We start from the raw sequence: 23451 nt of genomic DNA, 5'->3' as shown, positions 1-23451 counted from the left end.
GGAAAACGGTCTGGAGTAGTCTGTACGATGGGGCTATTTTGCAGACTGCCTGCAGTGCATCAAAAGTGAATACAGGATTGAATAACTATATCCATGGAGGAGAATTCGTAGTTCTGATAAATCCCAGTGTCACCAACGACAGCCGGAAACTCGTGCTGGAGGAAAAGGACAGAAACGCCGCAGAGCAGCTGTCTTCCTCTATTCTGGATGCAGAACATTTAAGCCGAGAGCGTGTGATGGCACAGGCCAGATATCTGAACCTTGCACCGCTTACCATGACCGATGAGCAGATGGAGAAAGGACTTGAGATCTTTGAAGCTTCTCTGAAAGAGGCATTAGAAGCATAGATTAATAGAAAGCTACTCTGTAATAGAAAGCTACTCTGTAACAGAAAAATAAAACATGCTTGACAAATCATAAATTTCTCATATAATTATCAGTGGTAATTAACCAAGATAATTATATGAGGAGTTTTTTTATGACAAATGAAAAAATCAAGCGGATGTTTGATGCATTTTATCAGGCAAAGCGGATCCGGGATATGCTTCCGCCACTGCCCCAGGGGGTGATGCCATCCTACATACAGTATCTGGATGTGATCCATTCTCTGCAGCGGGAAAAAAGGATATCCGGCTCTCTGATATCAGTGATGCCATGAACCTTCCGCGTCCGGGTGTTACCAGAACAGTGAAAGAAATGGAGGCAAAGGGATATCTTCAGAAGCTTACGTCTCCAGATGACGGGCGCGTTACTTACATTTCCATAACAGAAAAAGGAGAGAGGCTTTCCAGGAAGTATGATCAGGATTATTTCAGCAGTCTGGCGCCCTATCTTTCAGAGATTTCCGAAGAAGAAGCAGACAATATGATCCGAACCATCGGGAAATTTTATCAGATCATGTGTGACAGGAGGGAACATTATGACAAATGATAAGGCAGATTTTACCCAGGGAAATATCCTGAAGAAGCTGGTTGCATTTATGATGCCGGTACTCGGTGCGCTGATCCTGCAGGCTGCCTATGGTGCGGTCGATCTTCTTGTAGTTGGAAGATTCGGTTCCACATCCGGACTGTCAGCGGTTTCCACCGGAAGTCAGGTACTGAATCTGGTTACCTTTGTAGTGATCCAGTTTGCTATGGGTATCACAGTTCTGATCGCACGTTATCTTGGAGAAAAAAGACCGGAGCAGATCGGCTCCGTTATCGGTGGGGCTGCAATCGTCTTTACCATGATCTCTATCGTGCTGTTTATTGTTATGGTAGGCTTTGCACATCCGATTTCCATGCTGATGCAGGCACCGGAAGAAGCGGTAGCGCTGACTGCATCTTATGTACGGATTTGTGGCAGCGGAATTTTCTTTATTGTTGCGTATAACCTACTGTCTGCTATTTTCCGTGGCCTTGGTGACAGTAAATCTCCGTTGCTGTTTGTGCTGGTAGCATGTATTGTAAATGTGATCGGAGATCTGGTACTGGTAGCCGGGTTACATATGGATGCAGCAGGAGCAGCTATTGCTACGGTTTCTGCTCAGGCCTTAAGTGTTGTATTTGCAGTAGTTCTGCTGATAAAGAAGAAGCTTCCGTTTACCATTACAAAAAAGATTTCCGGCTGAATCCCCAGTGCAGACGTTTTCTAAAGATCGGACTGCCGCTGGCACTTCAGGAATTCCTGACCCAGATTTCATTCCTGGCCTTGTGCGCATTTGTCAATCGCCTGGGTCTGGAAGCATCCTCCGGTTACGGAGTTGCATGTAAGATCGTAAACTTTGCCATGCTGGTTCCAAGCTCCCTAATGCAGTCCATGGCCTCCTTTGTTTCACAGAACGTAGGAGCAGGAAAGCCGAAACGTGCGAGAAAATCCATGCTTACGGGAATTGGAGTTGGCCTGTCTGTGGGATGCCTGGTATTTATCCTGATCCTGCTGAAGGGTGATGTGCTGGCAGGATTCTTTTCAACAGATGCCGGCGTTATCCAAAAGGGCTTTGATTATCTGAAGGGGTTTGCTCCGGAGACACTGGTAACGGCTGTTCTGTTCAGTATGATAGGCTATTTCAACGGAAACAACCAGACCATATGGGTTATGGTCCAGGGCCTGATCCAGACGCTTCTGGTACGACTTCCAATGGCGTACTTTATGAGTATCCAGCCGGATGCCAGCCTGACCAAGATCGGTCTTGCAGCACCGGTATCTACCACAGTGGGAATTATTCTGAACATCGGATTCTTTCTGTACTTCACCCGTGTGAAAAAGAAATTGTTTCGGAAGAATGACCGGATAAAGGGATGTAAATGAGAGGGGTGATATGATATAATCAGAATCACCCCGGCAGAGGTGATGGTACTGACCCCTGAAATAGCTGCCGGAATCTTGACAGCTGTAAAGGAGGAGTACAGGATGATTTGCGGGATGACGTATTTTCAGATATGTCTGTATTTTTTGTTTTATTCTTTTGGAGGATGGGTCGTTGAGGTTATCTTCCATGCAGTAACCTTAGGAAAGGTTATAAACCGGGGATTTCTCAACGGTCCGGTATGCCCGGTGTACGGATTTGGTGTACTTTCCGTGTTTGCGTTGCTTAATACGCTTCAGAGCGGCGGACATCAGATGAGTGAGGGAATGATCTTTCTGTTTGGAATCGTTCTTGCAACTGCGGTAGAGCTGGTTGCCGGATGGCTTTTGGATGTATGCTTTCATGCGAGATGGTGGGATTATTCCAATAAGCCGCTGAATTTTCACGGCTATATTTGCCTTGAGTTTTCCCTGATATGGGGACTTGCCATTGTGATGGTTGTAAAGGTTTTTCAGAAGTATGTGGAGCGTCAGGCTTCTCATACACCTTCCACACTGGAATGGGTTGTTATGGCAATTTTGTATGCGGTGTATCTGGCTGATCTTATTGTAACAGTGGCGGTGATCCGAGGACTGAACAAGAAGCTTACCCGACTGGATAAGGTACGTGCGGATCTGCGGATCGTGAGCGATAAGCTCAGTGATACTCTGGCAACAACTACCATTGATACAGCACAGAAGGTGGGAGAGGGAAAAGTTCAGGTTGCTCTTGCTAAGGCAGAGCTCAGAGATGCGACTGTGGCTCAGAGAGAAAAATCTGCTGAAATGCTTCGGATGAAGAAAGTGGAGCTTCAGGCACAGTTTGATGAGCTGTCAAGCTCTATCACAAACCATACGGTATTCGGACAGGGAAGAATCCTTAAGGCTTTCCCGGAGATGAAGCACAGAGATTATTTTGAACTGATCCAGGAGCTGAAGAAAAAACTCAGATAAGAAAAATGAAATGCGATAAAGAGGCAGCAGGAAATGTTGGAAATTTCCTGCTGCCTCTTTTGGAATATCAGAGTTTCAGCTTATCGGATTCGTTTCTTTATCATTGGTCCGATGATCATGGCGATGATCATTTTTATGAGATCTGCCGGGATAAACGGAATTACACAGATTCCAAGAGCTGCTTTGAAAGTGGAATCTGCAACGATGCAGAACCATACAGTTCCGAAAAGATAGCATACAATTGTTCCTGCGATCATACCAACGAGCTGGATCAGAGGCTTATGGCAGTTGTCAATTACCAGTCCGGCAATAACAGCCATAACGATAAAGCCGATGATGTATCCGCCTGTAGGACCGGCCAGCTTTGCAGGGCCGCCGGTAAATCCGGAAAATACCGGAAGACCTACAAGTCCAAGCAGAAGATAGATCAGATAGCTGATGGTTCCTTTTTTCCATCCGAGAAGATACAGGGACAGATAGATGGCAAGATTGGTAAATGAGATCGGAACCGGACCGATCGGAATGGACAGCGGCGCAAGAATACAGGTGACAGCTGCCATAAGAGCGGTCATGGTGATCTCGTAGGTTTTTGTACGTGGTGCAGAGACAGTATTTGTCTGGTTCATATTGAAAGAGCCTCCTTTGAAAAAGGTAATATATTTACTGGTTCGGGTAAGCAATGAAATGCTGTAAGTGTGTATGACAGGTCATATGTACAGAAGGATGCTTACGCAGATTCAATCTCATAGGTGAATCCTGCATCCGTAATGGTTTTGAGAGTATCTTCGATTCCCTGGCCACCTTCTGTAAGATAACCGGAAGCAAAAATAGAGTCTACAACACTGAGCAGTTTTTTTTCTTCGCCTTTAAAATAAACTTCTCTTCCGGCAGCACATCGGATATCTGCTTTAGGTACAAGAAGTCTTGCCAGGCAGAGGACTTTCATGCAGTATTCTGTTGTCAGCTGGGAAATATCTGCATTTCCGAGAGGAGTTCCCTTGATCGGAAGAAGAAAGTTGATCGGCAGTGCTTCCGGATGGATCTCACGTAATTCCAGAAGCATGTCAACAACGTCTTCCTTACTTTCACCCATGCCAATGATACCGCCGCTGCAGATCTCGAAACCAAGTCCCTGAAGCATATGGATATTCCGGACACGCTGGTCAAAGGTATGTGTACTGCAGATATTATGATAAAAGGAACGGCTGCTGTTCAGGTTATGGTTGATCCGGTCAAGACCAGCCTCTTTGAGCATTTTTGCCTGGTGCTCTGTGAGAAAGCCTATGGAGCAGCAGAGATGAGTTCCGTGTTCTTTCATTTTGCGGATCCTGCGGGCCAGCTCCTCGATCTCTTTATCTGTAAATTTCATACCACTCAGTCCGATACAATGTCTGGATAAATGATAATCATTTACGAAATCATTGTCCTGATATAATTTGTCTTCATCTACCCATTTGTATTTATCAATATCGGCAGTGGAACGACATGACTGGGCACAGTAGGCACAATCCTGGGAACAGTTACCACTGCGGGCATTGGTAAGGATGTGGATGCTTACCCGGTTTCCCTTATATTTGTAACGTAAACTGCTGGCACGGTCAATCAGTGCCTCAAGTTCTTCGTCCGGAGTATCTAAAATTGCAATGGCTTCATCTCTGGAAAGCGATGGAGCTTCTTTTTCGCATGATGCAGTGTTCATGTCAATACCTTCCTTTTGAGTTTTTTTGTACGGGTATCACTTTATCACAGAGAAATATCTATTGTCAACCATAAACATAAAATAAGTTTACAATTAAAAACTGCAGTATTAAGGTATTGCTTAGACTTATCGAAGCAGGGAATTTTCTTGATTCGGTTAAAATAATTCTCACTTCAATATCACATCTTTATAAAATCTTAATACGGAAGCAGAGACTTTTATACTATCTTTGAAAGTAGTTATATATAATAAAATGCATTACGAGGATAGCACTGTTAAAAGTATTGATAAGGAGTTCTGATCATTTATGCCGGAAAAATCATATAAGAAAAAACATATGACATCTTTTCAGCTGATTATCATGGGGTTTGCAGGAGTGATCCTTTTGGGAACCGTTCTGCTGATGCTTCCATTTTCTTCTGCGGAGAAAGTGATCACACCATTTCATGAGGCACTTTTTACAGCCACTTCGGCGGTATGTGTTACAGGTCTTGTGGTAAAGGACACTGGAAGCTACTGGTCCCTGGCAGGCCAGACGATCATTCTTGCACTCATACAAACAGGTGGGCTTGGAGTAGTGACTGTGGCTGCGTCTGTTTCCCTTCTTTCCGGAAAGAAAATATCCCTCATGCAAAGAAGCACCATGCAGAATGCAATTTCAGCTCCAAAAGTCGGAGGAATCGTCAGACTAACAAGGTTTATTTTGAGGGGAACATTTTTGATCGAAGCTGCAGGGACGGTGTTGCTGCTACCGGTTTTTATGGGAGATTATGGAAAAAAGGGAATCTGGATGTCAGTTTTTCATTCAATCTCTGCTTTTTGTAATGCCGGCTTTGATATTCTGGGGACAGATTCCAGTATGTTTCCATCGCTGACCGGGTATTCCGGAAATATACTTATAAATCTGGTAATTATGCTGTTGATCATTACAGGAGGAATCGGTTTTCTCACATGGGATGATATTTATACAAATAAACTGAACTTTAAACGCTACCGCATGCAAAGCAAGATCATTCTCATGACTACCGCATGTCTGATCTTATTTCCGGCAGTCTTTTTCTATATCTGTGATCTGACAAAATTACCCATGGGAAAACGCCTGTTAGCAGCAGCGTTTCAATCGGTAACGACAAGAACTGCCGGATTTAATACTATAAACATTTCAGAGATGAGTGAGGCATCAAAAGCAGTTATGATATTGTTAATGCTGATTGGTGGTTCACCGGGATCTACAGCAGGTGGAATGAAAACAACAACTTTTTCAGTACTTATTTTAAATGCAATTGCGACATTTCGAAGTCAGGAAAATGCAGGAGCTTTTGGGCGAAGACTTGAATATCATGTGATAAAAAATGCAGCGACAATAGCCATGTTATATTTTGCCTTGTTCTTTGGCGGCGGAATAGCGATCAGTGTGTACGAAGGCCTTCCGCTTTTAAATTGTCTGTACGAAGCTGCTTCAGCTGTTGGTACGGTAGGTCTGACTCTGGGAATCACACCGGAACTTCATGTTTTTTCACAAGTCGTGTTGATCATACTGATGTATCTGGGACGTGTGGGTGGTCTGACCCTGATCTATGCGGTATTTTCCGGAAGAAATAAGGGAAATGCAAAGCTCCCTCTGGAAAAAATCACAGTTGGATAAGAAGGAGAAAAATAATATTATGAAAAATGTATTGCTTATTGGACTTGGAAGGTTTGGAAGACATATTGCCATGCAGCTCAATCAGCTGGGACATGAAGTTATGGCAGTTGACTGGAAGGAAGAAAGAGTGGACAAAGTACTGTCATTTGTGACGAATGCTCAGATTGGTGACAGCACCAATGCTGAATTTTTACAGTCCCTTGGAATTGGAAACTATGACATTTGTTTTGTGACCATTGGAGAGAGCTTTCAAAATTCTCTTGAAACAACATCCCTTCTAAAAGAACTGGGTGCAAAATTGGTGATATCCAGAGCTGAACGTGATGTTCAGGAAAAATTTCTTTTACGCAATGGTGCCGATAAGGTAGTTTATCCGGAAAAGCAGGTGGCAAAATGGGCCTCCTTCCGTTATACAGATGATCATATACTGGATTATATGGAGGTGGACGCTTCCCATGCAATTTTTGAAGTGGAAGTGCCGGAAGAATGGGTTGGAAAAACAGTGGGTGGACTTGACATCAGAAAACGCTACAATATTAATATTCTGGCAGTAAAAAATGAAGAGGAATTCAGTATTGCAATTTCACCGGAAACATATTTTGCAGAAAATGATAAATTACTGGTATTAGGAGAATACAGAGCTCTTCAGAAGTGCTTCCGCATATAGCTCATTGCCATGAAGAAAAAATTTTGACCACAGAACAGCTGCGTGATATAATTCCAGAAAACAGCAGTAGAAGGAGAATGACAGAATGAGCTTGAAAATGGAGGATACAGTAAAAAACAGAACCTATCCGAAACGGCCATTTGCATGGTATGTGGAAAAACCGTCTGCAAAAGATTACTTGCTGACGGTTTTTATATTTGCAGTATGCACTTTGATCGGCCTGCTGTTTCAGAAACTGGATCTTACAGATACAAATATTGTAACGATATACATTTTGGGCGTATTGATCACTTCGATCGTGACAGATGGTTATCTTTGCAGTGTAGCCGGCTCCTTTTTAAGTGTATTCTTATTTTGCTTTTTCCTGATGGAGCCAAGGATGTCTTTTGAGACATATGCGGTGGGATATCCGGTGACATTTTTCATAATGCTTATTTCGTCTGTACTTACAGGAACCCTTGCGGCAAAGCTGAAAATGCATGCAAAGCTGTCTTCACAGATTGCCTTTCGCACACAGGTTCTGTTTGATACGGATCGTCTGCTGCAAAAGGCAAAAAGTGAGACAGAAATCCTCGGAGTTACCTGTACACAGCTGATACGCCTGTTAAACCGCAGCATCACGGCATATGTTGTGGAAAATGGAACTTTATCAGAAGGAAAGCTTTTTTCCGGGGAAAAAGAGAGCACAGAGGATTTTCTGACACAGGAAGAACAACAGGCGGCCAGATGGACTTATGAAAACAGACAGCGTGCCGGCGCATCCACACAGTATTTCTCACAGGCAAAATGCTTATATCTGGCAATTCGAAGCGGGAATAATGTTTATGGCGTAATCGGGATCCCTCTGCAGAAAGAAACACTGGACTCTTATGAATACAGCATCCTGCTGTCTGTAATAAATGAATGTGCACTTGCAATGGAGAATGTACAAAATGCCATAGAAAAAGAAAAAATGCGGTTTTAGCAAAAAATGAGCAGCTGCGTGGCGATCTTCTTCGGGCGATCTCCCATGACCTGCGTACTCCGCTTTGTTCTATTTCCGGAAATGCAGATATGCTTCTCAGTAACAGTGACCGTCTGGATGAAGCTACAAGGTATCAGATCTACACGGACATTCATGAGGATTCAGAGTGGCTGATCGGAGTTGTGGAAAATCTGCTTTCCATTACCAGGCTCAATGATGGAAGATTGAAGTTTAAATTTACGGATCAGCTTTTGGATGAGGTAATAGCAGAGTCACTCCGACATATCGGCCGGAAGCATGATGCGTATAAGATCGTGGCGGACTGTGAAGAACTTGTTCTTACACGTATGGACGTGCATCTTATTATACAGGTTCTGGTAAATTTGATCGATAATGCGATAAAATATACGCCGTCAGGCTCTGTCATCAGCATTCGGGGGTTCAAAAAAGCCGGGAAAGCACAGGTAAGCGTGGAAGATAACGGCCCCGGGATCCCGGATGAAATGAAGCCACATATTTTTGAGATGTTTTATACAGGGAAAACAACCGTTGCAGACAGCCAACGGAGTCTGGGGCTTGGCCTGGCACTTTGCCGCTCGATCATAGAAGCTCACGATGGAACACTGGTTCTTTCGGATCATGCTCCGCATGGATGTACTTTTACTTTTACTTTACCATTAAGCGAGGTGACATTAAATGAATAAGACATTAATTCTGGTGGTTGAGGATGACAGACCCATACGGAACCTGATCGTTACCACTTTAAAAACACATGACTATAAATATCTGGCTGCAGAAAATGGGGCTTCGGCCATTTTGGAGGCTTCATCACACAATCCGGATATCGTTCTTCTGGATCTGGGCCTTCCTGATATGGAAGGAGTAGAGGTAATAAAGAAAATCCGTACCTGGTCGAATATGCCGATCATCGTGATCAGTGCCAGAAGTGAAGATATGGACAAAATAGAGGCACTGGATGCGGGTGCAGATGATTATATCACAAAACCATTTTCAGTAGAAGAATTACTTGCGCGTATCCGTGTCAGCCAAAGGCGGCTTGCCATAACGCAGTCAGGAAAACAGCCGGAAACATCTGTTTTTGAAAATGGTGGATTAAAGATAGATTACACGGCTGGCTGCACATTCCTGAAGGACAGAGAACTGCATCTGACGCCCATTGAGTATAAGCTGCTCTGCCTTTTATCCCGTAATGTTGGAAAAGTATTGACACATACATATATTACTCAGCAGATCTGGGGACGCTGCTCGGAAAACGATGTTGCTTCTCTCAGGGTTTTTATGGCAACACTGCGGAAAAAACTGGAGCTTGAAAAAACGGTGTACAATATATCCAGACGCACATAGGAATTGGATATCGCATGCTCAGGATCGAGAAACCTGAGCAGGAAACCAAAAAGATAGCATTAATCCTCAAACGATAATATAATCATCTCATATGATGACAGTTTCTATAGTAAAAAGCATAGAAAAGGACGGAAACAGACGATGAAGATCATGGGGATTGATATCGGCACAACAACAGTCAGTGTCGTAATGACAGACACAGAAACGGGAAAGCTGCTTGCAAAGGAAACAGTGGAGCATAATTCTTTTCTGCGGAGCAGTAAGCCGGAACAGAAGCTGCAGGATCCGGAACGGATCTATGAGATCGTCCGGGAGCTTCTTATAAAGCAGCAGAAGGAGAATGGTTTGCCAGATGGAATAGGGTTTACAGGGCAGATGCATGGAATGCTGTATGTGGATGCTTCCGGCAAGGCAGTGAGTCCTCTCTATACCTGGCAGGATGGAAGCGGAGAGATTCCGCTGGAAAACGGAAAAACCTGTGCAGAGCTTTTGCAGGGAGTAGGTGCGGCGGCGTCCGGATATGGTTTAGTGACACATTTTTATCTTCAGAAGAAAGATCAGATCCCGAAGGATGCTGTAAGGATGACGACGATCAGTGATTATATTGCCATGCGGCTGTGTGAAAATACTGTCCCTGTTATCGGACTTGACATGGCGGCAAGCTGGGGCTGCTTTGACCTGCGAAAACAGGAGTTTCTGTATGAAGCCCTGGAGCAGGCCGGCGTAGATACTTCTTATCTGCCGGAAGTAAGAAAGGGATATTTTTTAGTCGGAGAAACAAGAGCCGGTGTGCCGGTAATGGGATCGATCGGTGACAATCAGGCGAGTCTGTTTGGTTCCGTCCGGAATCTTAAAGATACCGTGCTCCTGAATGTAGGAACCGGCAGCCAGGTTTCCTTAGTGACAGAGAAGTTTATAGAATGCAGCGGCAGTGTGGAGCTTCGCCCCTGTACCGAAAACAGCTATATCCTCGTGGGAGCTTCCCTGTGTGGTGGTCGTGCGTATGCGATGCTGGAACAGTTTTACAGAGAAACTGCAGAAACTGAAGAAAGACTGTATTCCCGGATGCAGGAGCAGGCAGAAAAATTTATTGAAACATACGGAAAAGAAGCTGCATGGAAAGTAGATACAGCTTTTTCAGGGACAAGAAGTGATCCGTCTCACAGGGGCATGATCGCAGGAATCGGTGTAGAGAATTTTCATCCTGGTGCACTGACGGTCGGTGTGATCTGTGGGATCCTTAACGAACTGCATGAGCAGTATGAGCAGATGTGTCAGCTCACCGGAAAAAAGGCCACACGCCTGACTGGCTCCGGAAACGGAATTCGCCGAAACCCGCTGATGAGAAGACTGGCAGAAGAAATGTTCAAAATGCCGATGGAGATTCCTGAATATGAAGAAGAGGCTGCATATGGAGCTGCACTTACTGCGGGAAAGTTGGTTGCGGCAATGTAAGAAAAATTTTGTTTGACTTTTTGAAAAAGAGGCAATATAATTACAAGAAACGAGTAGCAAGTAAGCGTAAATCCAGTTTACCGGCTACTCGTTTTCATTTTGCAAAAATGAATATCGCCATGAAAAAGTGTGTAGCGTGTCAGCGTAAGTCCAGCTTATATGACAAGGTGCGCACTTTTTTTGTGCTAAAAAGAAAGGAGTTAAAACAAAATGGCGGAAAGCAACAAGATGAAGGAGATGCCGGTAAATAAGCTGATGGTCCAAATGGGAATCCCGATGATCCTATCTATGGCATTGCAGGCAGTCTATAACATTGTAGACAGTGCATTTGTGGGAAATATGAAAGCAGGCAGTGAGGTAGCACTAAATGCTTTGACACTGGTATTTCCGGTGCAGATGCTTATGGTGGCAGTGGGGATTGGAACCGGTGTAGGAACCAATGCACTTCTTGCAAGGACACTTGGACAGGGAGACAGTAAAAAAGCTGCAAAGGTAGCAGGAAACAGTCTGTTTCTGGGAGTGATCATTTATGTGGTCTGCTTATTGTTTGGTATCTTTGGGGTGAAAGCATATATTTCATCGCAGACAGTAGATACAGAAGTACTTGAGATGGGGGGTCAGCTATCTGAGGATATGCTGCGTGATTTCTTTTGGTATTATTTTCTTTTCTCTATTTGAAAAGTTACTTCAGGCAACAGGCCGTTCTCTTTATTCCACGATTGGTCAGGTGGTTGGAGCGGTTGTAAATATCATCCTTGATCCGATCATGATCTACGGTATTGGACCTTGTCCGGAATTGGGAGTGAAAGGCGCAGCCTACGCAACTGTAATTGGACAGGTAGCGTCAGCAGTATTACTGTTCATTTTTCATATCAAATTAAATAAGGAATTCGAGCATGGGGCGAAATATATGAAGCCGGATGGCGAAATTATCAAGGAGATCTATGCAATCGGACTTCCGGCAATCATTGCTCAGGCGCTGATGTCCATTATGGTTTATGTAATGAACCTGATCTTGAAGTTCGATCCGTCAGCACAGACGGCCTATGGTCTGTTCTATAAGGTACAGCAGTTTGTTTTGTTTCTTGCTTTTGGTCTGCGAGATGCAATCACCCCAATCATTGCATTTGCTTATGGAATGAGAAGTAAGAAGAGAATTCAGGATGGGATCAAATATGGTCTGATCTATACAATTGTGTTAATGATTCTGGGAATTGCAATCACAGAGATTTTCCCTGGGGCATTTGCAACGCTGTTTAATGCGGGACAGTCGAGAGAATATTTTATCGGAGCAATGAGAGTGATTTCTATAAGTTTCCTGTTCGCAGGAATCAATGTTGCTTATCAGGGCATTTATCAGGCACTGGATGGTGGTGTGGAATCGCTGGTTATTTCACTTTTGAGACAGTTTATTATTATCCTGCCGCTGGCTGGAATCTTTTCTATGTTTGTCAGAAATGATCAGATGGGAGTTTCACTGATCTGGTGGGCATTTCCGATCACGGAAATAGTTTCCTGTTTTGTAGGATATGGGTTTTTTAAAGAGAATCAGAAAAAATAAAGTAGATGTTTTGAATTAAGGAGGAATTGGAAATGGCAAAAAGAATCATTACGATCAGTAGAGAATTTGGAAGCGGCGGACGCTTTATCGGAGAAGAATTAGCGAAAAAATTGGGACTCGCTTATTATGATAAAAACATTATCAATGAGATCGCAGAAAAGTCTGGTTTATCTCCGGAATATATTCAGGAAAGTGCGGAACTGTCTCCGAAAAAAGGCTTATTTGCATATGCATTTGCCGGACGTGATATCACAGGAAAATCAGTAGAAGACATGGTGTATGAGGCACAGAGAAAGGTTATCTTAGAACTGGCTGATAAGGAATCTTGTGTAATTATCGGAAGAAATGCAGATTATATTCTGAAAGATAGGGATGATGTACTGAATGTATTTATCCATGGGAATATGCCGGAAAAAACACAGCGTATTATGGGTTTGTATAATGTAGGAGAGAAGGAAGCTGTCAAAATGATGGCAGATACAGATAAAAGGCGTATGACGAATTATAATTTTTACACCGATCAGAAATGGGGAAAGGCCAGTAATTATACGTTGTGTCTGAATAGTTCACAGCTTGGATATGGCAGATGTGAGAAGCTTGTTATGGAATGTAGTAAATAATGAAATACTCATGGTGAAAGTGGATTAAAGAAAATGTGATGAGAGCATTCATGAGTAAGTAGCGAAAGCGGATTGCGAATGTCCTATTTATATAACGTACACGAATGTAAATGGATATCTGATCCTGAATCTCACCTATAAATCCGGTGAGCAGATGGAGCAACTTGGCAAGTATAGGCCGGAAATATAAAACTGTCGCTGGGGTACTGATCTATCGTGCATAGCGTGTCCAGTTCCGAAAGCGGCAGCGTTTCAAAGGATGTTTCCCAGCCACGCTGACGCTTCCTTTCCCGGAAGTAGTCAACGGCTTCATGGTACAGTACCAGCTTGCAAAAATGGTCAAACTGGCAGCGCCTCCCGTGGGCCGCCATGCCTTTAACTGCTGGGAATGACAGAAAGAAAGCAGCGGCCTTGATTTCTCAAAACCGCCACCAGTGAATATAAATTAAGCGTGAAAATGGGTCTGCCCAGCAGCGTTTTTTTCTTTTCTGCCGCTGGGCAGATGTTTTTTCTTTAGATACATGATAAGAGGAATTTTTGAAGATTCCATAAAGATTTGAAAAATGGACGGACATAAAAGACGTCCATTACACTATCGGAAAATCAGCAAGGAAGTTTCATAGTAACCTTTGCGCCGCCGGTTTCTTTTGAATTTTCTAAAATAAGCTGACCATTATGTTGTTCCATAATCGAATTTGTAATATATAGACCCATACCAAAGTGTAACTTTGAATTGCGGCTTTGATCGCCCATATAGAACCGTTCCTGTGCGTGGCATAATGCCTCTTTAGAAAACCCCGTTCCCTCGTCTGTGACTGAAATTTCCACGAAACCGTTGTTACTCTGAACATCCACATAAAGCGTTCCGCCTTGCGGGGAGTAGTCCAGCCCATTACTGATAACATTCATAATAGCACGTTCTATCAGCACCCTATCAAATTTCAGCATTTGAGGGAGTGAAACAGTATTCATTTGCAGCCGGATTTCTTTTGTCCGGCATAGTGATTCCATATAACCGAACAAGTGCTGCATGAACGCTGGCAAGTCTATACTTTCAATATGGAGCTGATAACCAACCGCCGCCCGTGATATATCAATCAGGGTTTGAATATATGACTGCATCTGGCCGGAGCTTTCCACGACGTAACCAGCGTATAATCGTTGCTCATCATCAAGATTTGTTTCTGTGAGTAAATCAGCATTTCCTTGAATAACCGTCAGAGGCGTTTTCAAATCATGGGCAAGCGCGGCGATTTGCTCTTTCTGTGTCTGTTCGGTGTTCCATTGCCGTTCTAACGAAATTTTCAGATTATCTTTCATATCTGAAAAAGATGCAAGGACATCTTCAAACTCTTTGATTTTGGCGTGTCCTACTTCAAAATCAAGGTTTTGCTTTGAAACCTCCGCAGTTGCTTCAAAAAGCGGGGTCAGTTGTGTACGCAGGTTCTTAGCAAATCTGGCGGTCAGTATGATAATGACCAGCAGCGAATTTACAGCCATCAGGATAAACACAAGCGTGTCAGGAGATGGAAAATATTCCGGTAGCCATGACACTGTAAATTGAGAACCAATATAATACCTTAAAACGCAAAATTCGTTTTCCCGGACAACAAGTGCAAACTGCCTCCCCGTAGCATATTCAATATATTCTCCCTTTGCGTACAGCAGGGCAATTTCTTTTTCATCATCGTCCATATTGCTGTAAAGCTCATTAAAGTTCTTGTCCAGAATTAAGTAGCCGCATCCCTGTGGAATCACAACCTTTGTAATATCCGGGGCAATCGTCAGCGTTGGAATGATCTTTTTTACCTGCAATTCACTTAGATTTGCTCTTGTAGCTAATCCAGCATTTACAGCAAGTCCCTCCAAACCAAAAGGGACAATAATTGCCGCTACCAGCATGACAATGAGGGAGATAGCAAACTGGCGAAACAATATTTTCAATGTAGGTTTCTTTTTCACTCCCATTTATATCCTATCCCCCATACGGTGCTGATCGGACTTATTTTGAAATGCTCCAATTTCGCACGAATATTTTTTATATGCGTTGAGATCGTAGAGTTATCGCCTATTCCATCAAACCCGAAAACGGCTTCATAGATTTGTTCTTTTGTAAAAACCTGTCCCCGGTTTTTCGCAAGGTATTCACAGATTGAATACTCGCTTTTGGTAAGGGGAACCGGCTGTTCTGAAACATACAGTACCTTTGCGGAAAGGTCAAATCTTATATCAGGCTCAAATGAAAGTGTGCTGTGATGCTCCCTTTTTTCTCTGCGTAAATGTGCCGCGACACGGGCGCGAAGCTCCTGAATACGAAAAGGTTTCGTAATATAATCATCCGCACCGATGCCCAATCCAAACAATATATCTTCCTCTAATGTCTTTGCGGTCAGAAAGAGAATCGGGCAGTCTACCATATTCCTGATCTGTTTGCAAAACTCAAACCCGTCTGTGCCAGGCATCATCACATCCAAAAGAATGAGGTCATAGAAATGCAGCTTTTTGATGTCTACATCATCCGCATTTTGACAGACTGTTATCAAATATCCATCTTTCCCCAAACTGTTCTTAATCAATTCCAAGATAGAAACTTCATCGTCAACTACAAGTAAGTGGGTCAAAAAATCACCTCCCGCCCCATTATACCACATTGTCGAGGTTACTCATCATTATTTTTAATGTCAGCTTTCCGATATTCATTGTTGATATTTACAGCTACGGCATTGCTTATATCCACATCCACAATACTGTAAACGTAGCCGAAACTGAAATCTTCCCCCGCCACATTTTTGAAGCGTTTCGATACCTGCCCGATTTCTTCTTGCAGTTCTGACATTTCAAGACATTCATCCGTTATGGTATATGTCAGGCCGTTATATGAAATTTCATCATAGTTTGCGGCGTTCAGCTCATAATACGGCAGAGATTCATTTAACGCCTTATTTTTATCGGCGGTATCGCGGAGCGCACCGCAGGCCGATAAGCATATAAGACTTACAAGCACAATTACCACGGCAAACAGGCACTTTTTATTCACTGTTTTTACCTCCCTCCCAACCATGAAACCAAACCAAACTGGCAATCAGCAGACAAACAGTGCAGCATACAGAAATAATCATACCGCTGAAAAAATCGGTTTTTACCTGTGCATACAGTTGGGGGCTATCCCATGCAAGCACAGTGTAATCCATAGCACGAACGCCCCAGGCCCAGGGAATATATTTCCATGTAGCGTCACCAAGCCCTGTTATCATAAGGGCAGCTATTAAACTCCCTGCAATTCCCAATCCCATAGATGCACCTTTTCCGAAGCTCATTCCCACAAACAAATGAATCAGGTAAATGGGAAGCGTGGTAATCAACAATAGAATCCCTGCTTTCAGGTAAAGGCTTGCCGGAGCATCCCTATATAGTGCAGCGAATGTTCCTAACGCTAAAAATGTTGCGCCAAAAGCACAGATCATCAGAAAACCAAGTTTACCAATATACGTTGCCATGCGAGATGGGATTGTTCCCAACAAAAGCTGATAATGCCCGGCCTGATTTTCAATCTGAACAACCAGGCCCACAATAATGCCGATCAGAAACGGGAACGCAACGGCCAGCACTTCCAGATAGGCACTGATTTTGGTTGCCAGTTCCCATCTGGATATATGATAGTAACCCGCAAAAATCGCCGCACATATAATCGGAATCATGCTGTGCATATAGAGCAAAATGCTATGTTTACACTTCTGATATTCTGCTTTCCAGCAGCGAACCACAGATACCATAGTTACCCCACCTCCTTTTTCTCAAACCATCTTGCAGTTAAAAATGACAGCGCCGCAAACCAGGCCAGCGAAATGACCAATACAAGTATAATCATCCAAAATGCCATTGCCGTACTCTGATCTGCAACCGGCTCACCATTAGGCAAAATACCTAACACGGAAATCATAAGATGCGGCACCCAGCTATACGGGCAGATCATCCACAAAGAGGTTGTAGCCGTGAAAATCCCTAAAACGCTTCCAAGTCCGGCATTAAGAATAACCGTGACAAAGATACCAACTTTTTTTGATAACCATAAGCACAGCGGAACTTCCCATAGGCTTGCAATGACAATACAAGCTGTTCCGGCCGCAGCCTGGCAAATTCCGATTGTCAGGGGAATTTCGTTGATAACTAATATTGCAAAACCGCCCAACAGATTTAGCGCCAGGAAAATGAAATTCCCCACACAGGAGTAAATACCGGCCACTCCAATTTTTGCTTTCCAGACTTTGTTCTGCGAAACAGGCAATGAAGCAACGGCACGATATTTTAGTTTGCCATTATCCCGCTGTTCAATCAAGGCACAGGTGAGCGTAAGGAATCCAGGATAAAGCAGGTTATACCACCAATTATAAGAATTGAGCTGGAACCAAAGAGGGGCAAAAAAGTTCATAAGCGCAGTTACAAACGGGGCCAGAACGATCAGCGTTTTTGTGAAAGTTCTCTTATGCTTTAGGTTCTCTGCCTGAATATATGCCATCTCCATTTAATATCCCTCCTTACCATTTCTGCGAATAACATCCATAAAGAGTTGTTCCAAATCTTCACCGGCGCGAAGCTCTCCCTCATATCCAAGGACGCCGCCAGCAATGATACCCACATGATCTGCAATCTGCTGGACTTCTGACAGAATATGGCTGGACAAAATAACTGTAATCCCTTTGCAGGGAAAAGAGCGAATTAACTCTCGAAGTTCCTCAATCCCTAAAGGGTCAAGGCCGTTAGTCGGTTCATCCAGAATCAAAAGCTGGGGACTGTTCAGCAATGCAATAGCAATACCAAGCCGCTGCTTCATACCAAGAGAAAACTGCCCGGCCCGTTTCTTGCCGGTATTCGTGAGCTGGACAATTTGCAATACCTCGTTAATTCGTGCATCGTCCAGGCCGAGCAATGTAGTTCTGACTTTGAGATTTTCGTATGCAGTCAGATTTTCGTAAAGCGGGGGCATCTCAATCAAAGCAGCGATATGCTCCAGATCATTCCGCTTCCACGGGTGGCCGTCAAACTCGATGCTTCCCGATGTGGGGCGCAAAATGCCGGTGAGCATTTTTAAGATCGTGGATTTGCCAGCCCCATTCGGCCCCAGCAGACCATAAACCGAGTTGCGCCGGATGTTCAGTGACACATTGTTTACCGCCATTTGCCCCTTGAAATTTTTGCAGAGGTCAGTCGTTTTCAAAATCATATCCATATAATCAAGTCCTTTCTTTGATTCTACGGATAGCATACCGGGCAATTTTGAAGATTTCATAAAGATTCCCGAAAACAGAATATGAACAATACACCGTAACCGTGGAGCATATCGCAACAAAGCACCAACCTACGCATTTAGGGCCTTAAAAAGCCCTATATTTCAAGGTTTTTCCCGCATAGTCGGCGGGGTATGTGAGTGTTTTATCCTATCCCCGTCAATACTGGGTTCTAAATGCGTAGGAACAGGCAAAAAGAAAAGACGCCGGACGCAAGCGGCCACATGGCCGCCGCGCCCGGCGTCTGCTGTTATTTATTCGTTCTCGTCTGTGAAATAGAATTTCTGGCTGTCATAGTCAGAATCCGTCATACGTTTCAGCTTGGAAAGGGTCTGCTGGGCCAGCGTCCACATATCCCCGTCCATACCCGGCATGGCTGCGGTGATCTTGCCTATCGTCCTGCGTCGGTCTGCGTTGTGGTACATACAGATCAAATTTTCTTCTTCCACGATAAAGTGCATCATTCCTCATACCTCCAATTCATTTTTCTTGGTTCTGGCCGCCGCCTTTTTCGGGCTGGTGGCCTGTTTGCTGTCGGCAAGCTGCTTGCGGATAGATGGCCGGGGCTTGCGAATACTCACATCACGGCGCTCATCTTTGTTAATCATGGCATATACCCCGTGTCGGTCTTTTATGCTGGTAAAGCACAGGGACTTATAGGGCAGCATGGCAAAGAGCCGGTCATTGTCCTTGGTGGAAGCCAGTGCGTCAAAGTGCGGTGAGATCTCCACCATAAAATGTGTCTTGTTGGGGCTGTTGGGCGCGGACAGATCTTTCAGCTTATCCACGATGCGCCGGGCCTCGGTTTCAATCCAGCTGTCATGCAAAGCCGTAACGTGGGCTTTGAAGTCGCCGGGGACGGCCCGCCCCCGGCTGTGCTGCTCCTGCCGTAAAGCCTCCTGCAGCACAGCCGGGTCATGGGGCTGGGCCTCATACCGCAGGAAATTTCCCAACACCCGGTCAGGGCTTCCGTCAAAATACTGGCCATCCGGGATGTCACGGGTTCCATGCTCATAAAAGAGCCGGTTCACGCTCACCGGCTGGGAGGCTTCAACGACGTGCCGGAAATGCTGCTGATAGTCCAGCTCATAGAGATTACCCCGGATGGTGCCGCCCTGTGTGCCGGTCAACTCCACCGCATGGATGCAGTAGATGCACTTACAAAGGAAAAAACGATTATTATGATTGCCCACAGATTAAAAACAGTCAGACATGCAGACCAGATTGCGGTTGTTGAAAAAGGAAGAATTGCACAGCAGGGAACACATGAGCAATTAATGAAACAGGAAGGTATTTATAAGAGATTTGTGGATGCAAGGCAGCAGGCGGTAAGTTGGAAACTGGTGCACTGAGAAATAATCCACAGTTGGTGAATATCCAAATTGAATTGTCTGAAAGAGATTTAATTTAAGTTTCGCTAAGTTTCACTTATATAGGCAGAATGAGGGATATTCAATAAAGTAATATGAAAAAAGCACTGAAAACCGTTGGATTGATATGCTCCCCATATGGTAGACAATGGAAATATCCAAAAATCTATCATATGAGGAGCATATTTTTATGTCTAGGAAACAGTATAGTAAGGAGTTGAAACTTGAGCTCGTAAAGAAACACCTTCCAATAAAAGAGCATAAAGGGCTAAAGGCGGAAATTAGTTTTTCATTTTACGGTTGCAAAAAATAACACAAAAATTAGCACTCACCTCTTGACAGTGCTAACAAATAGTGTTATAGTTCTCCTAGAACAAGAAAAAAGCACAGCATTTCCGGTATGCGAATATTGGAAATGCTTTTCATAGAATAGGAGGAAAGCCTATGAATATCAGTAAATTTACACAGAAATCCGTACAGGCTGTCCAGGATCTTGAAAAGATTGCTTATGAATATGGCAATCAGGAGATCGAAGAGGAACACCTTCTGTATGCCTTGCTGACACAGGAGGATAGCCTGATCCTCAAGCTGATCGAGAAGATGGAAATCCAGAAGGAATATTTTATTGACACAGTTAAGAGGGCACTGGATGCCAGAGTTAAGGTTTCCGGTGGAGAGCTTCGATTTGGTCAGTATCTGAACAAGGCACTGGTCAGTGCAGAGGACGAAGCGAAGGCTATGGGAGATGAGTATGTATCGGTTGAGCATCTGTTTCTTTCCATGCTGAAGAATCCAAGCCCGAGCATGAAGAAGCTATTCAATGAATTCGGAATCACCAGAGAGCGTTTTCTTCAGGCATTATCTACAGTCAGGGGAAACCAGAGAGTTGTCAGTGACAACCCGGAGGCAACCTATGATACCCTGAATAAATACGGTGAGGATCTTGTGGAGAAGGCGAAGAATCAGAAGCTTGATCCGGTGATCGGCCGTGATATGGAGATCCGGAATATTATCCGTATCCTTTCCCGTAAGACCAAGAACAACCCGGTTCTCATCGGTGAGCCTGGCGTTGGTAAAACAGCAGCCATCGAGGGACTGGCACAGCGTATTGTGGCAGGAGATGTACCGGAAGGTCTTAAGAATAAGAAGATTTTTGCCCTGGATATGGGTGCGCTGGTTGCAGGTGCCAAGTATCGTGGCGAGTTTGAGGAACGTCTGAAAGCGGTACTTGAGGAAGTGAAAAAGAGCGAAGGACAGATCATTCTGTTTATCGATGAGCTTCATCTGATCGTGGGTGCAGGTAAGACAGACGGCGCCATGGACGCAGGAAACATGCTGAAGCCTATGCTTGCCAGAGGTGAGCTGCACTGTATCGGTGCAACAACTCTGGATGAGTACCGCCAGTATATTGAGAAGGATGCTGCACTTGCCCGTCGTTTCCAGCCGGTTATGGTAAATGAGCCGACAGTGGAAGATACCATTTCCATTCTCCGTGGTCTGAAGGAAAGATATGAGGTATTCCACGGTGTTAAGATCACAGACAGTGCATTGGTTGCAGCTGCCACACTTTCACACAGATACATTACAGACCGTTTTCTCCCGGATAAGGCAATCGACCTTGTTGATGAAGCCTGTGCGCTGATCAAGACGGAGCTGGATTCCATGCCGACAGAGCTGGATGAGCAGAGACGTAAGATCATGCAGCTGGAGATTGAAGAGTCTGCCCTGAAAAAAGAAACTGACAACTTAAGTAAAGAGCGTCTGGCTGATCTGCAGAAAGAACTTGCAGAGCTGAGAGATACTTTTAATACCCAGAAAGCTCAGTGGGATAATGAGAAGCATTCCGTAGAGAAGCTTCAGAAATTACGTGAGCAGATCGAGGATATCAATAAACAGATCCAGAAAGCAAAACAGAATTACGATCTGGAGAAAGCAGCAGAGCTGCAGTATGGCGAGCTGCCGAAGCTTCAGCAGCAGCTGGAAGTTGAGGAAAAGCAGGTTAAGGAGAGTGACAGAAGCCTGGTACATGAGGCTGTCACAGATGATGAGATTGCTCGTATCATTTCCAGATGGACCGGTATTCCGGTAACCAAGCTGACAGAAGGTGAGAGAACCAAGCTGCTGGGCCTTGAGGATGAGCTGCACAAACGTGTAGTAGGACAGGATGAGGGTGTTCGTCTTGTAACAGATGCGATCCTTCGTTCCAAAGCCGGAATCAAGGATCCCACAAAGCCAATCGGTTCATTCCTGTTCCTCGGACCAACCGGTGTTGGTAAAACAGAGCTTGCCAAGACTCTGGCTGCCACACTGTTTGACGATGAGCAGAATATGGTCCGTATCGATATGAGTGAGTACATGGAGAAATATTCCGTGTCCCGTCTGATCGGAGCGCCTCCAGGATATGTCGGATATGAGGAAGGCGGACAGCTGACAGAGGCCGTTCGAAGAAAACCGTACAGTGTTGTTCTTTTTGATGAGATCGAGAAGGCTCACCCGGATGTATTCAATGTACTTCTGCAGGTACTGGACGATGGACGTATCACGGATTCACAGGGACGTACGGTTGATTTTAAGAATACGATCCTGATCATGACTTCCAACATTGGTTCTCCGTACCTTCTTGACGGTATCGACGAGAAGGGAGATATCAAACCGGAGGCACAGGAACAGGTTATGAATGATCTTCGTGGTCATTTCCGTCCGGAATTTCTGAACCGTCTGGATGAGATCATCATGTTCAAGCCGCTGACCAAGGATAATGTAGGTAAGATCGTAGATCTTATGGTCAAAGAGCTCAGCGACCGTCTGGCTGACCAGGAGCTTTCTCTGGAGCTTACAGATGCTGCCAAACAGATGGTAGTGGATAACGGTTATGATCCGGTTTACGGCGCACGTCCTCTGAAGCGTTATCTCCAGAATTATGTGGAGACACTGACAGCCAAGAAGATCCTTTCCGGTGATGTACATGCCGGAGATACCATTGTGCTGGATGTGAAGGACGGAGCGTTTACCGTCAGCACGAAGTAAAAATAACTCCATAAAGTTATGATAGATTGACAAGGAAAAGAACTGTCGGTTCTGATAGAAATCCATTTCAGGATGAAAATCGGAACCAGGCAGTTCTTTTTTGGGGACAAGGAATGGAATATTTTTATCAGATACTGAAGAAATAAAAAATCCTGAAAAATTTTTTTACTGGCTCTTGACAAAAAATAGAATTGGTAAGATAGTAAATCTGATATTTCAGATCAGACAGCTATCCAGCAGCATCTGGGATATTGGATAAATATCAGATAAAAGGATGGAAACAGATTATGATACCAAAGGACCCGGTAATGCTTTTAAGTTACGTAAATACACAGCTGCGGGATTTTTACAGATCCCTGGATGCCTTCTGTGAGGACAGAGGACTTAACCGGAAAGAACTGGAGGATAAGCTTGACATGATCGATTATGCTTATGATCCGGCTGTGAATCAGTTTGTATAAGAAAATCAGGAACAGAAAGAAGTACCCGTTTCGAATAAAAAACGAAGCGG

At 44.2% G+C, this 23451-nt stretch carries 26 protein-coding genes and 2 pseudogenes; 18 read left to right on the top strand and 10 right to left on the bottom strand.

Annotated elements, in window-relative coordinates:
• Positions 1-65 precede the first annotated feature (65 nt).
• The 6 genes from CK1_RS16420 to CK1_RS16405 all read left to right on the top strand — a co-directional run bounded on the left by CK1_RS16420 (position 66) and on the right by CK1_RS16405 (position 3282).
• Positions 66-347 carry a hypothetical protein gene (locus tag CK1_RS16420; protein ID WP_306289007.1) on the top strand — a complete coding sequence of 94 codons (282 nt, stop codon included), beginning with the start codon at positions 66-68 and terminating at the stop codon, positions 345-347.
• Between the two features lie 131 nt (positions 348-478).
• Positions 479-658, top strand: coding sequence for a hypothetical protein (locus CK1_RS18640; protein WP_015527255.1), 180 nt, complete (start codon positions 479-481; stop codon positions 656-658).
• Complete coding sequence (locus CK1_RS16415; RefSeq protein ID WP_353611265.1) at positions 574-930, top strand: MarR family winged helix-turn-helix transcriptional regulator; 357 nt, start codon at positions 574-576, stop codon at positions 928-930. Before CK1_RS18640 ends, CK1_RS16415 begins: the two co-directional genes overlap by 85 nt.
• Positions 920-1612 (top strand): MATE family efflux transporter, encoded by a 693-nt coding sequence (locus CK1_RS18635; RefSeq protein WP_015527253.1) that lies wholly within the window; start codon positions 920-922, stop codon positions 1610-1612. Before CK1_RS16415 ends, CK1_RS18635 begins: the two co-directional genes overlap by 11 nt.
• Positions 1613-1692: 80 nt before the next feature.
• Positions 1693-2292 carry an MATE family efflux transporter gene (locus CK1_RS18630; protein ID WP_353611192.1) on the top strand — a complete coding sequence of 200 codons (600 nt, stop codon included), beginning with the start codon at positions 1693-1695 and terminating at the stop codon, positions 2290-2292.
• A gap of 114 nt (positions 2293-2406) precedes the next feature.
• Entirely contained in the window at positions 2407-3282 is an 876-nt protein-coding gene (locus CK1_RS16405; protein ID WP_306289006.1) for a putative ABC transporter permease, read from the top strand.
• Between the two features lie 80 nt (positions 3283-3362).
• Here the strand turns inward: CK1_RS16405 and CK1_RS16400 are convergent, their stop codons facing one another.
• Positions 3363-3908: a biotin transporter BioY gene (locus tag CK1_RS16400; RefSeq protein ID WP_015527251.1), complete on the bottom strand. Its 546-nt coding sequence runs from the start codon at positions 3906-3908 to the stop codon at positions 3363-3365.
• Between the two features lie 101 nt (positions 3909-4009).
• On the bottom strand, positions 4010-4981 hold the full coding sequence (gene bioB / locus CK1_RS16395) for a biotin synthase BioB (RefSeq protein WP_015527250.1): 972 nt from the start codon (positions 4979-4981) through the stop codon (positions 4010-4012).
• Between the two features lie 307 nt (positions 4982-5288).
• Here bioB and CK1_RS16390 point away from each other — a divergent pair, with 307 nt between their 5' ends.
• The 9 genes and pseudogenes from CK1_RS16390 to CK1_RS16360 all read left to right on the top strand — a co-directional run bounded on the left by CK1_RS16390 (position 5289) and on the right by CK1_RS16360 (position 13258).
• Positions 5289-6626 carry a TrkH family potassium uptake protein gene (locus tag CK1_RS16390; protein WP_015527249.1) on the top strand — a complete coding sequence of 446 codons (1338 nt, stop codon included), beginning with the start codon at positions 5289-5291 and terminating at the stop codon, positions 6624-6626.
• Between the two features lie 19 nt (positions 6627-6645).
• On the top strand, positions 6646-7293 hold the full coding sequence (locus tag CK1_RS16385) for a potassium channel family protein (RefSeq protein ID WP_015527248.1): 648 nt from the start codon (positions 6646-6648) through the stop codon (positions 7291-7293).
• 85 nt (positions 7294-7378) lie between these two features.
• A complete protein-coding gene (locus CK1_RS18625; RefSeq protein WP_015527247.1) occupies positions 7379-8257 on the top strand; it encodes a DUF4118 domain-containing protein in 879 nt (292 codons plus the stop codon).
• Positions 8197-8961, top strand: a complete 765-nt coding sequence (locus CK1_RS18620) for a sensor histidine kinase (RefSeq protein ID WP_015527246.1) — start codon at positions 8197-8199, stop codon at positions 8959-8961. Before CK1_RS18625 ends, CK1_RS18620 begins: the two co-directional genes overlap by 61 nt.
• Positions 8954-9699 (top strand): annotated as a pseudogene (locus tag CK1_RS16375) (response regulator). The gene CK1_RS18620 and the pseudogene CK1_RS16375 overlap by 8 nt, the downstream one beginning before the upstream one ends.
• A gap of 64 nt (positions 9700-9763) precedes the next feature.
• Complete coding sequence (locus CK1_RS16370) at positions 9764-11077, top strand: sedoheptulokinase (protein ID WP_015527244.1); 1314 nt, start codon at positions 9764-9766, stop codon at positions 11075-11077.
• A gap of 210 nt (positions 11078-11287) precedes the next feature.
• Positions 11288-11755 carry an MATE family efflux transporter gene (locus CK1_RS18615; protein ID WP_015527243.1) on the top strand — a complete coding sequence of 156 codons (468 nt, stop codon included), beginning with the start codon at positions 11288-11290 and terminating at the stop codon, positions 11753-11755.
• Positions 11718-12638 carry an MATE family efflux transporter gene (locus CK1_RS16365; protein ID WP_353611191.1) on the top strand — a complete coding sequence of 307 codons (921 nt, stop codon included), beginning with the start codon at positions 11718-11720 and terminating at the stop codon, positions 12636-12638. Before CK1_RS18615 ends, CK1_RS16365 begins: the two co-directional genes overlap by 38 nt.
• 32 nt (positions 12639-12670) lie before the next feature.
• Positions 12671-13258, top strand: a complete 588-nt coding sequence (locus CK1_RS16360; protein WP_015527242.1) for a cytidylate kinase-like family protein — start codon at positions 12671-12673, stop codon at positions 13256-13258.
• 603 nt (positions 13259-13861) lie between these two features.
• On the opposite strand, the gene CK1_RS16355 is transcribed toward CK1_RS16360, so the two are convergent.
• The 8 genes from CK1_RS16355 to CK1_RS16320 form a co-directional block, all read right to left on the bottom strand.
• On the bottom strand, positions 13862-15226 hold the full coding sequence (locus tag CK1_RS16355; protein WP_015527241.1) for a sensor histidine kinase: 1365 nt from the start codon (positions 15224-15226) through the stop codon (positions 13862-13864).
• Positions 15217-15879, bottom strand: coding sequence for a response regulator transcription factor (locus CK1_RS16350; protein WP_055056575.1), 663 nt, complete (start codon positions 15877-15879; stop codon positions 15217-15219). The genes CK1_RS16355 and CK1_RS16350 overlap by 10 nt, the downstream gene beginning before the upstream one ends.
• 38 nt (positions 15880-15917) lie before the next feature.
• Entirely contained in the window at positions 15918-16295 is a 378-nt protein-coding gene (locus CK1_RS16345; RefSeq protein WP_025580194.1) for a NisI/SpaI family lantibiotic immunity lipoprotein, read from the bottom strand.
• Positions 16288-17031: a lantibiotic immunity ABC transporter MutG family permease subunit gene (locus tag CK1_RS16340; RefSeq protein ID WP_015527240.1), complete on the bottom strand. Its 744-nt coding sequence runs from the start codon at positions 17029-17031 to the stop codon at positions 16288-16290. The genes CK1_RS16345 and CK1_RS16340 overlap by 8 nt, the downstream gene beginning before the upstream one ends.
• Before the next feature lie 2 nt (positions 17032-17033).
• On the bottom strand, positions 17034-17780 hold the full coding sequence (locus CK1_RS16335) for a lantibiotic immunity ABC transporter MutE/EpiE family permease subunit (RefSeq protein ID WP_015527239.1): 747 nt from the start codon (positions 17778-17780) through the stop codon (positions 17034-17036).
• Entirely contained in the window at positions 17781-18485 is a 705-nt protein-coding gene (locus CK1_RS16330; protein WP_306289123.1) for a lantibiotic protection ABC transporter ATP-binding protein, read from the bottom strand.
• A 312-nt stretch (positions 18486-18797) separates the two neighbouring features.
• Positions 18798-19004, bottom strand: coding sequence for a transposon-transfer assisting family protein (locus CK1_RS16325; protein ID WP_173761568.1), 207 nt, complete (start codon positions 19002-19004; stop codon positions 18798-18800).
• A 6-nt stretch (positions 19005-19010) separates the two neighbouring features.
• Complete coding sequence (locus CK1_RS16320) at positions 19011-19673, bottom strand: hypothetical protein (RefSeq protein WP_353611190.1); 663 nt, start codon at positions 19671-19673, stop codon at positions 19011-19013.
• A 15-nt stretch (positions 19674-19688) separates the two neighbouring features.
• On the opposite strand from CK1_RS16320, the pseudogene CK1_RS16315 reads away from it, so the two are divergent.
• The 3 genes and pseudogenes from CK1_RS16315 to CK1_RS16305 form a co-directional block, all read left to right on the top strand.
• Positions 19689-19895: pseudogene (locus CK1_RS16315) on the top strand (ABC transporter ATP-binding protein); the annotation flags it as partial.
• A gap of 462 nt (positions 19896-20357) precedes the next feature.
• Complete coding sequence (clpB, locus tag CK1_RS16310) at positions 20358-22940, top strand: ATP-dependent chaperone ClpB (RefSeq protein WP_015527234.1); 2583 nt, start codon at positions 20358-20360, stop codon at positions 22938-22940.
• A 287-nt stretch (positions 22941-23227) separates the two neighbouring features.
• Positions 23228-23401, top strand: coding sequence for a DUF4250 domain-containing protein (locus CK1_RS16305; protein ID WP_044961487.1), 174 nt, complete (start codon positions 23228-23230; stop codon positions 23399-23401).
• Positions 23402-23451: the final 50 nt, after the last annotated feature.

This window comes from Ruminococcus sp. SR1/5, assembly GCF_000209835.1.
GTDB lineage: Bacteria > Bacillota > Clostridia > Lachnospirales > Lachnospiraceae > Blautia_A > Blautia_A fusiformis.
This window is presented reverse-complemented; position numbering and strand designations above follow the sequence as displayed.

Excerpts from the sequence above, each read along its gene's own strand:
- CK1_RS18640 (WP_015527255.1), top strand. The coding sequence starts at position 479 with ATGACAAATGAAAAAATCAAGCGGATGTTTGATGCATTTTATCAGGCA.
- CK1_RS18635 (WP_015527253.1), top strand. The coding sequence starts at position 920 with ATGACAAATGATAAGGCAGATTTTACCCAGGGAAATATCCTGAAGAAG.
- CK1_RS16405 (WP_306289006.1), top strand. The coding sequence starts at position 2,407 with ATGACGTATTTTCAGATATGTCTGTATTTTTTGTTTTATTCTTTTGGA.
- CK1_RS16400 (WP_015527251.1), bottom strand. The coding sequence starts at position 3,908 with ATGAACCAGACAAATACTGTCTCTGCACCACGTACAAAAACCTACGAG.
- bioB (WP_015527250.1), bottom strand. The coding sequence starts at position 4,981 with ATGAACACTGCATCATGCGAAAAAGAAGCTCCATCGCTTTCCAGAGAT.
- CK1_RS16390 (WP_015527249.1), top strand. The coding sequence starts at position 5,289 with ATGCCGGAAAAATCATATAAGAAAAAACATATGACATCTTTTCAGCTG.
- CK1_RS16385 (WP_015527248.1), top strand. The coding sequence starts at position 6,646 with ATGAAAAATGTATTGCTTATTGGACTTGGAAGGTTTGGAAGACATATT.
- CK1_RS18625 (WP_015527247.1), top strand. The coding sequence starts at position 7,379 with ATGAGCTTGAAAATGGAGGATACAGTAAAAAACAGAACCTATCCGAAA.
- CK1_RS18620 (WP_015527246.1), top strand. The coding sequence starts at position 8,197 with ATGTGCACTTGCAATGGAGAATGTACAAAATGCCATAGAAAAAGAAAA.
- CK1_RS16370 (WP_015527244.1), top strand. The coding sequence starts at position 9,764 with ATGAAGATCATGGGGATTGATATCGGCACAACAACAGTCAGTGTCGTA.
- CK1_RS18615 (WP_015527243.1), top strand. The coding sequence starts at position 11,288 with ATGGCGGAAAGCAACAAGATGAAGGAGATGCCGGTAAATAAGCTGATG.
- CK1_RS16360 (WP_015527242.1), top strand. The coding sequence starts at position 12,671 with ATGGCAAAAAGAATCATTACGATCAGTAGAGAATTTGGAAGCGGCGGA.
- CK1_RS16355 (WP_015527241.1), bottom strand. The coding sequence starts at position 15,226 with ATGGGAGTGAAAAAGAAACCTACATTGAAAATATTGTTTCGCCAGTTT.
- CK1_RS16340 (WP_015527240.1), bottom strand. The coding sequence starts at position 17,031 with ATGGTATCTGTGGTTCGCTGCTGGAAAGCAGAATATCAGAAGTGTAAA.
- CK1_RS16335 (WP_015527239.1), bottom strand. The coding sequence starts at position 17,780 with ATGGAGATGGCATATATTCAGGCAGAGAACCTAAAGCATAAGAGAACT.
- CK1_RS16330 (WP_306289123.1), bottom strand. The coding sequence starts at position 18,485 with ATGGATATGATTTTGAAAACGACTGACCTCTGCAAAAATTTCAAGGGG.
- CK1_RS16325 (WP_173761568.1), bottom strand. The coding sequence starts at position 19,004 with ATGCACTTTATCGTGGAAGAAGAAAATTTGATCTGTATGTACCACAAC.
- clpB (WP_015527234.1), top strand. The coding sequence starts at position 20,358 with ATGAATATCAGTAAATTTACACAGAAATCCGTACAGGCTGTCCAGGAT.
- CK1_RS16305 (WP_044961487.1), top strand. The coding sequence starts at position 23,228 with ATGATACCAAAGGACCCGGTAATGCTTTTAAGTTACGTAAATACACAG.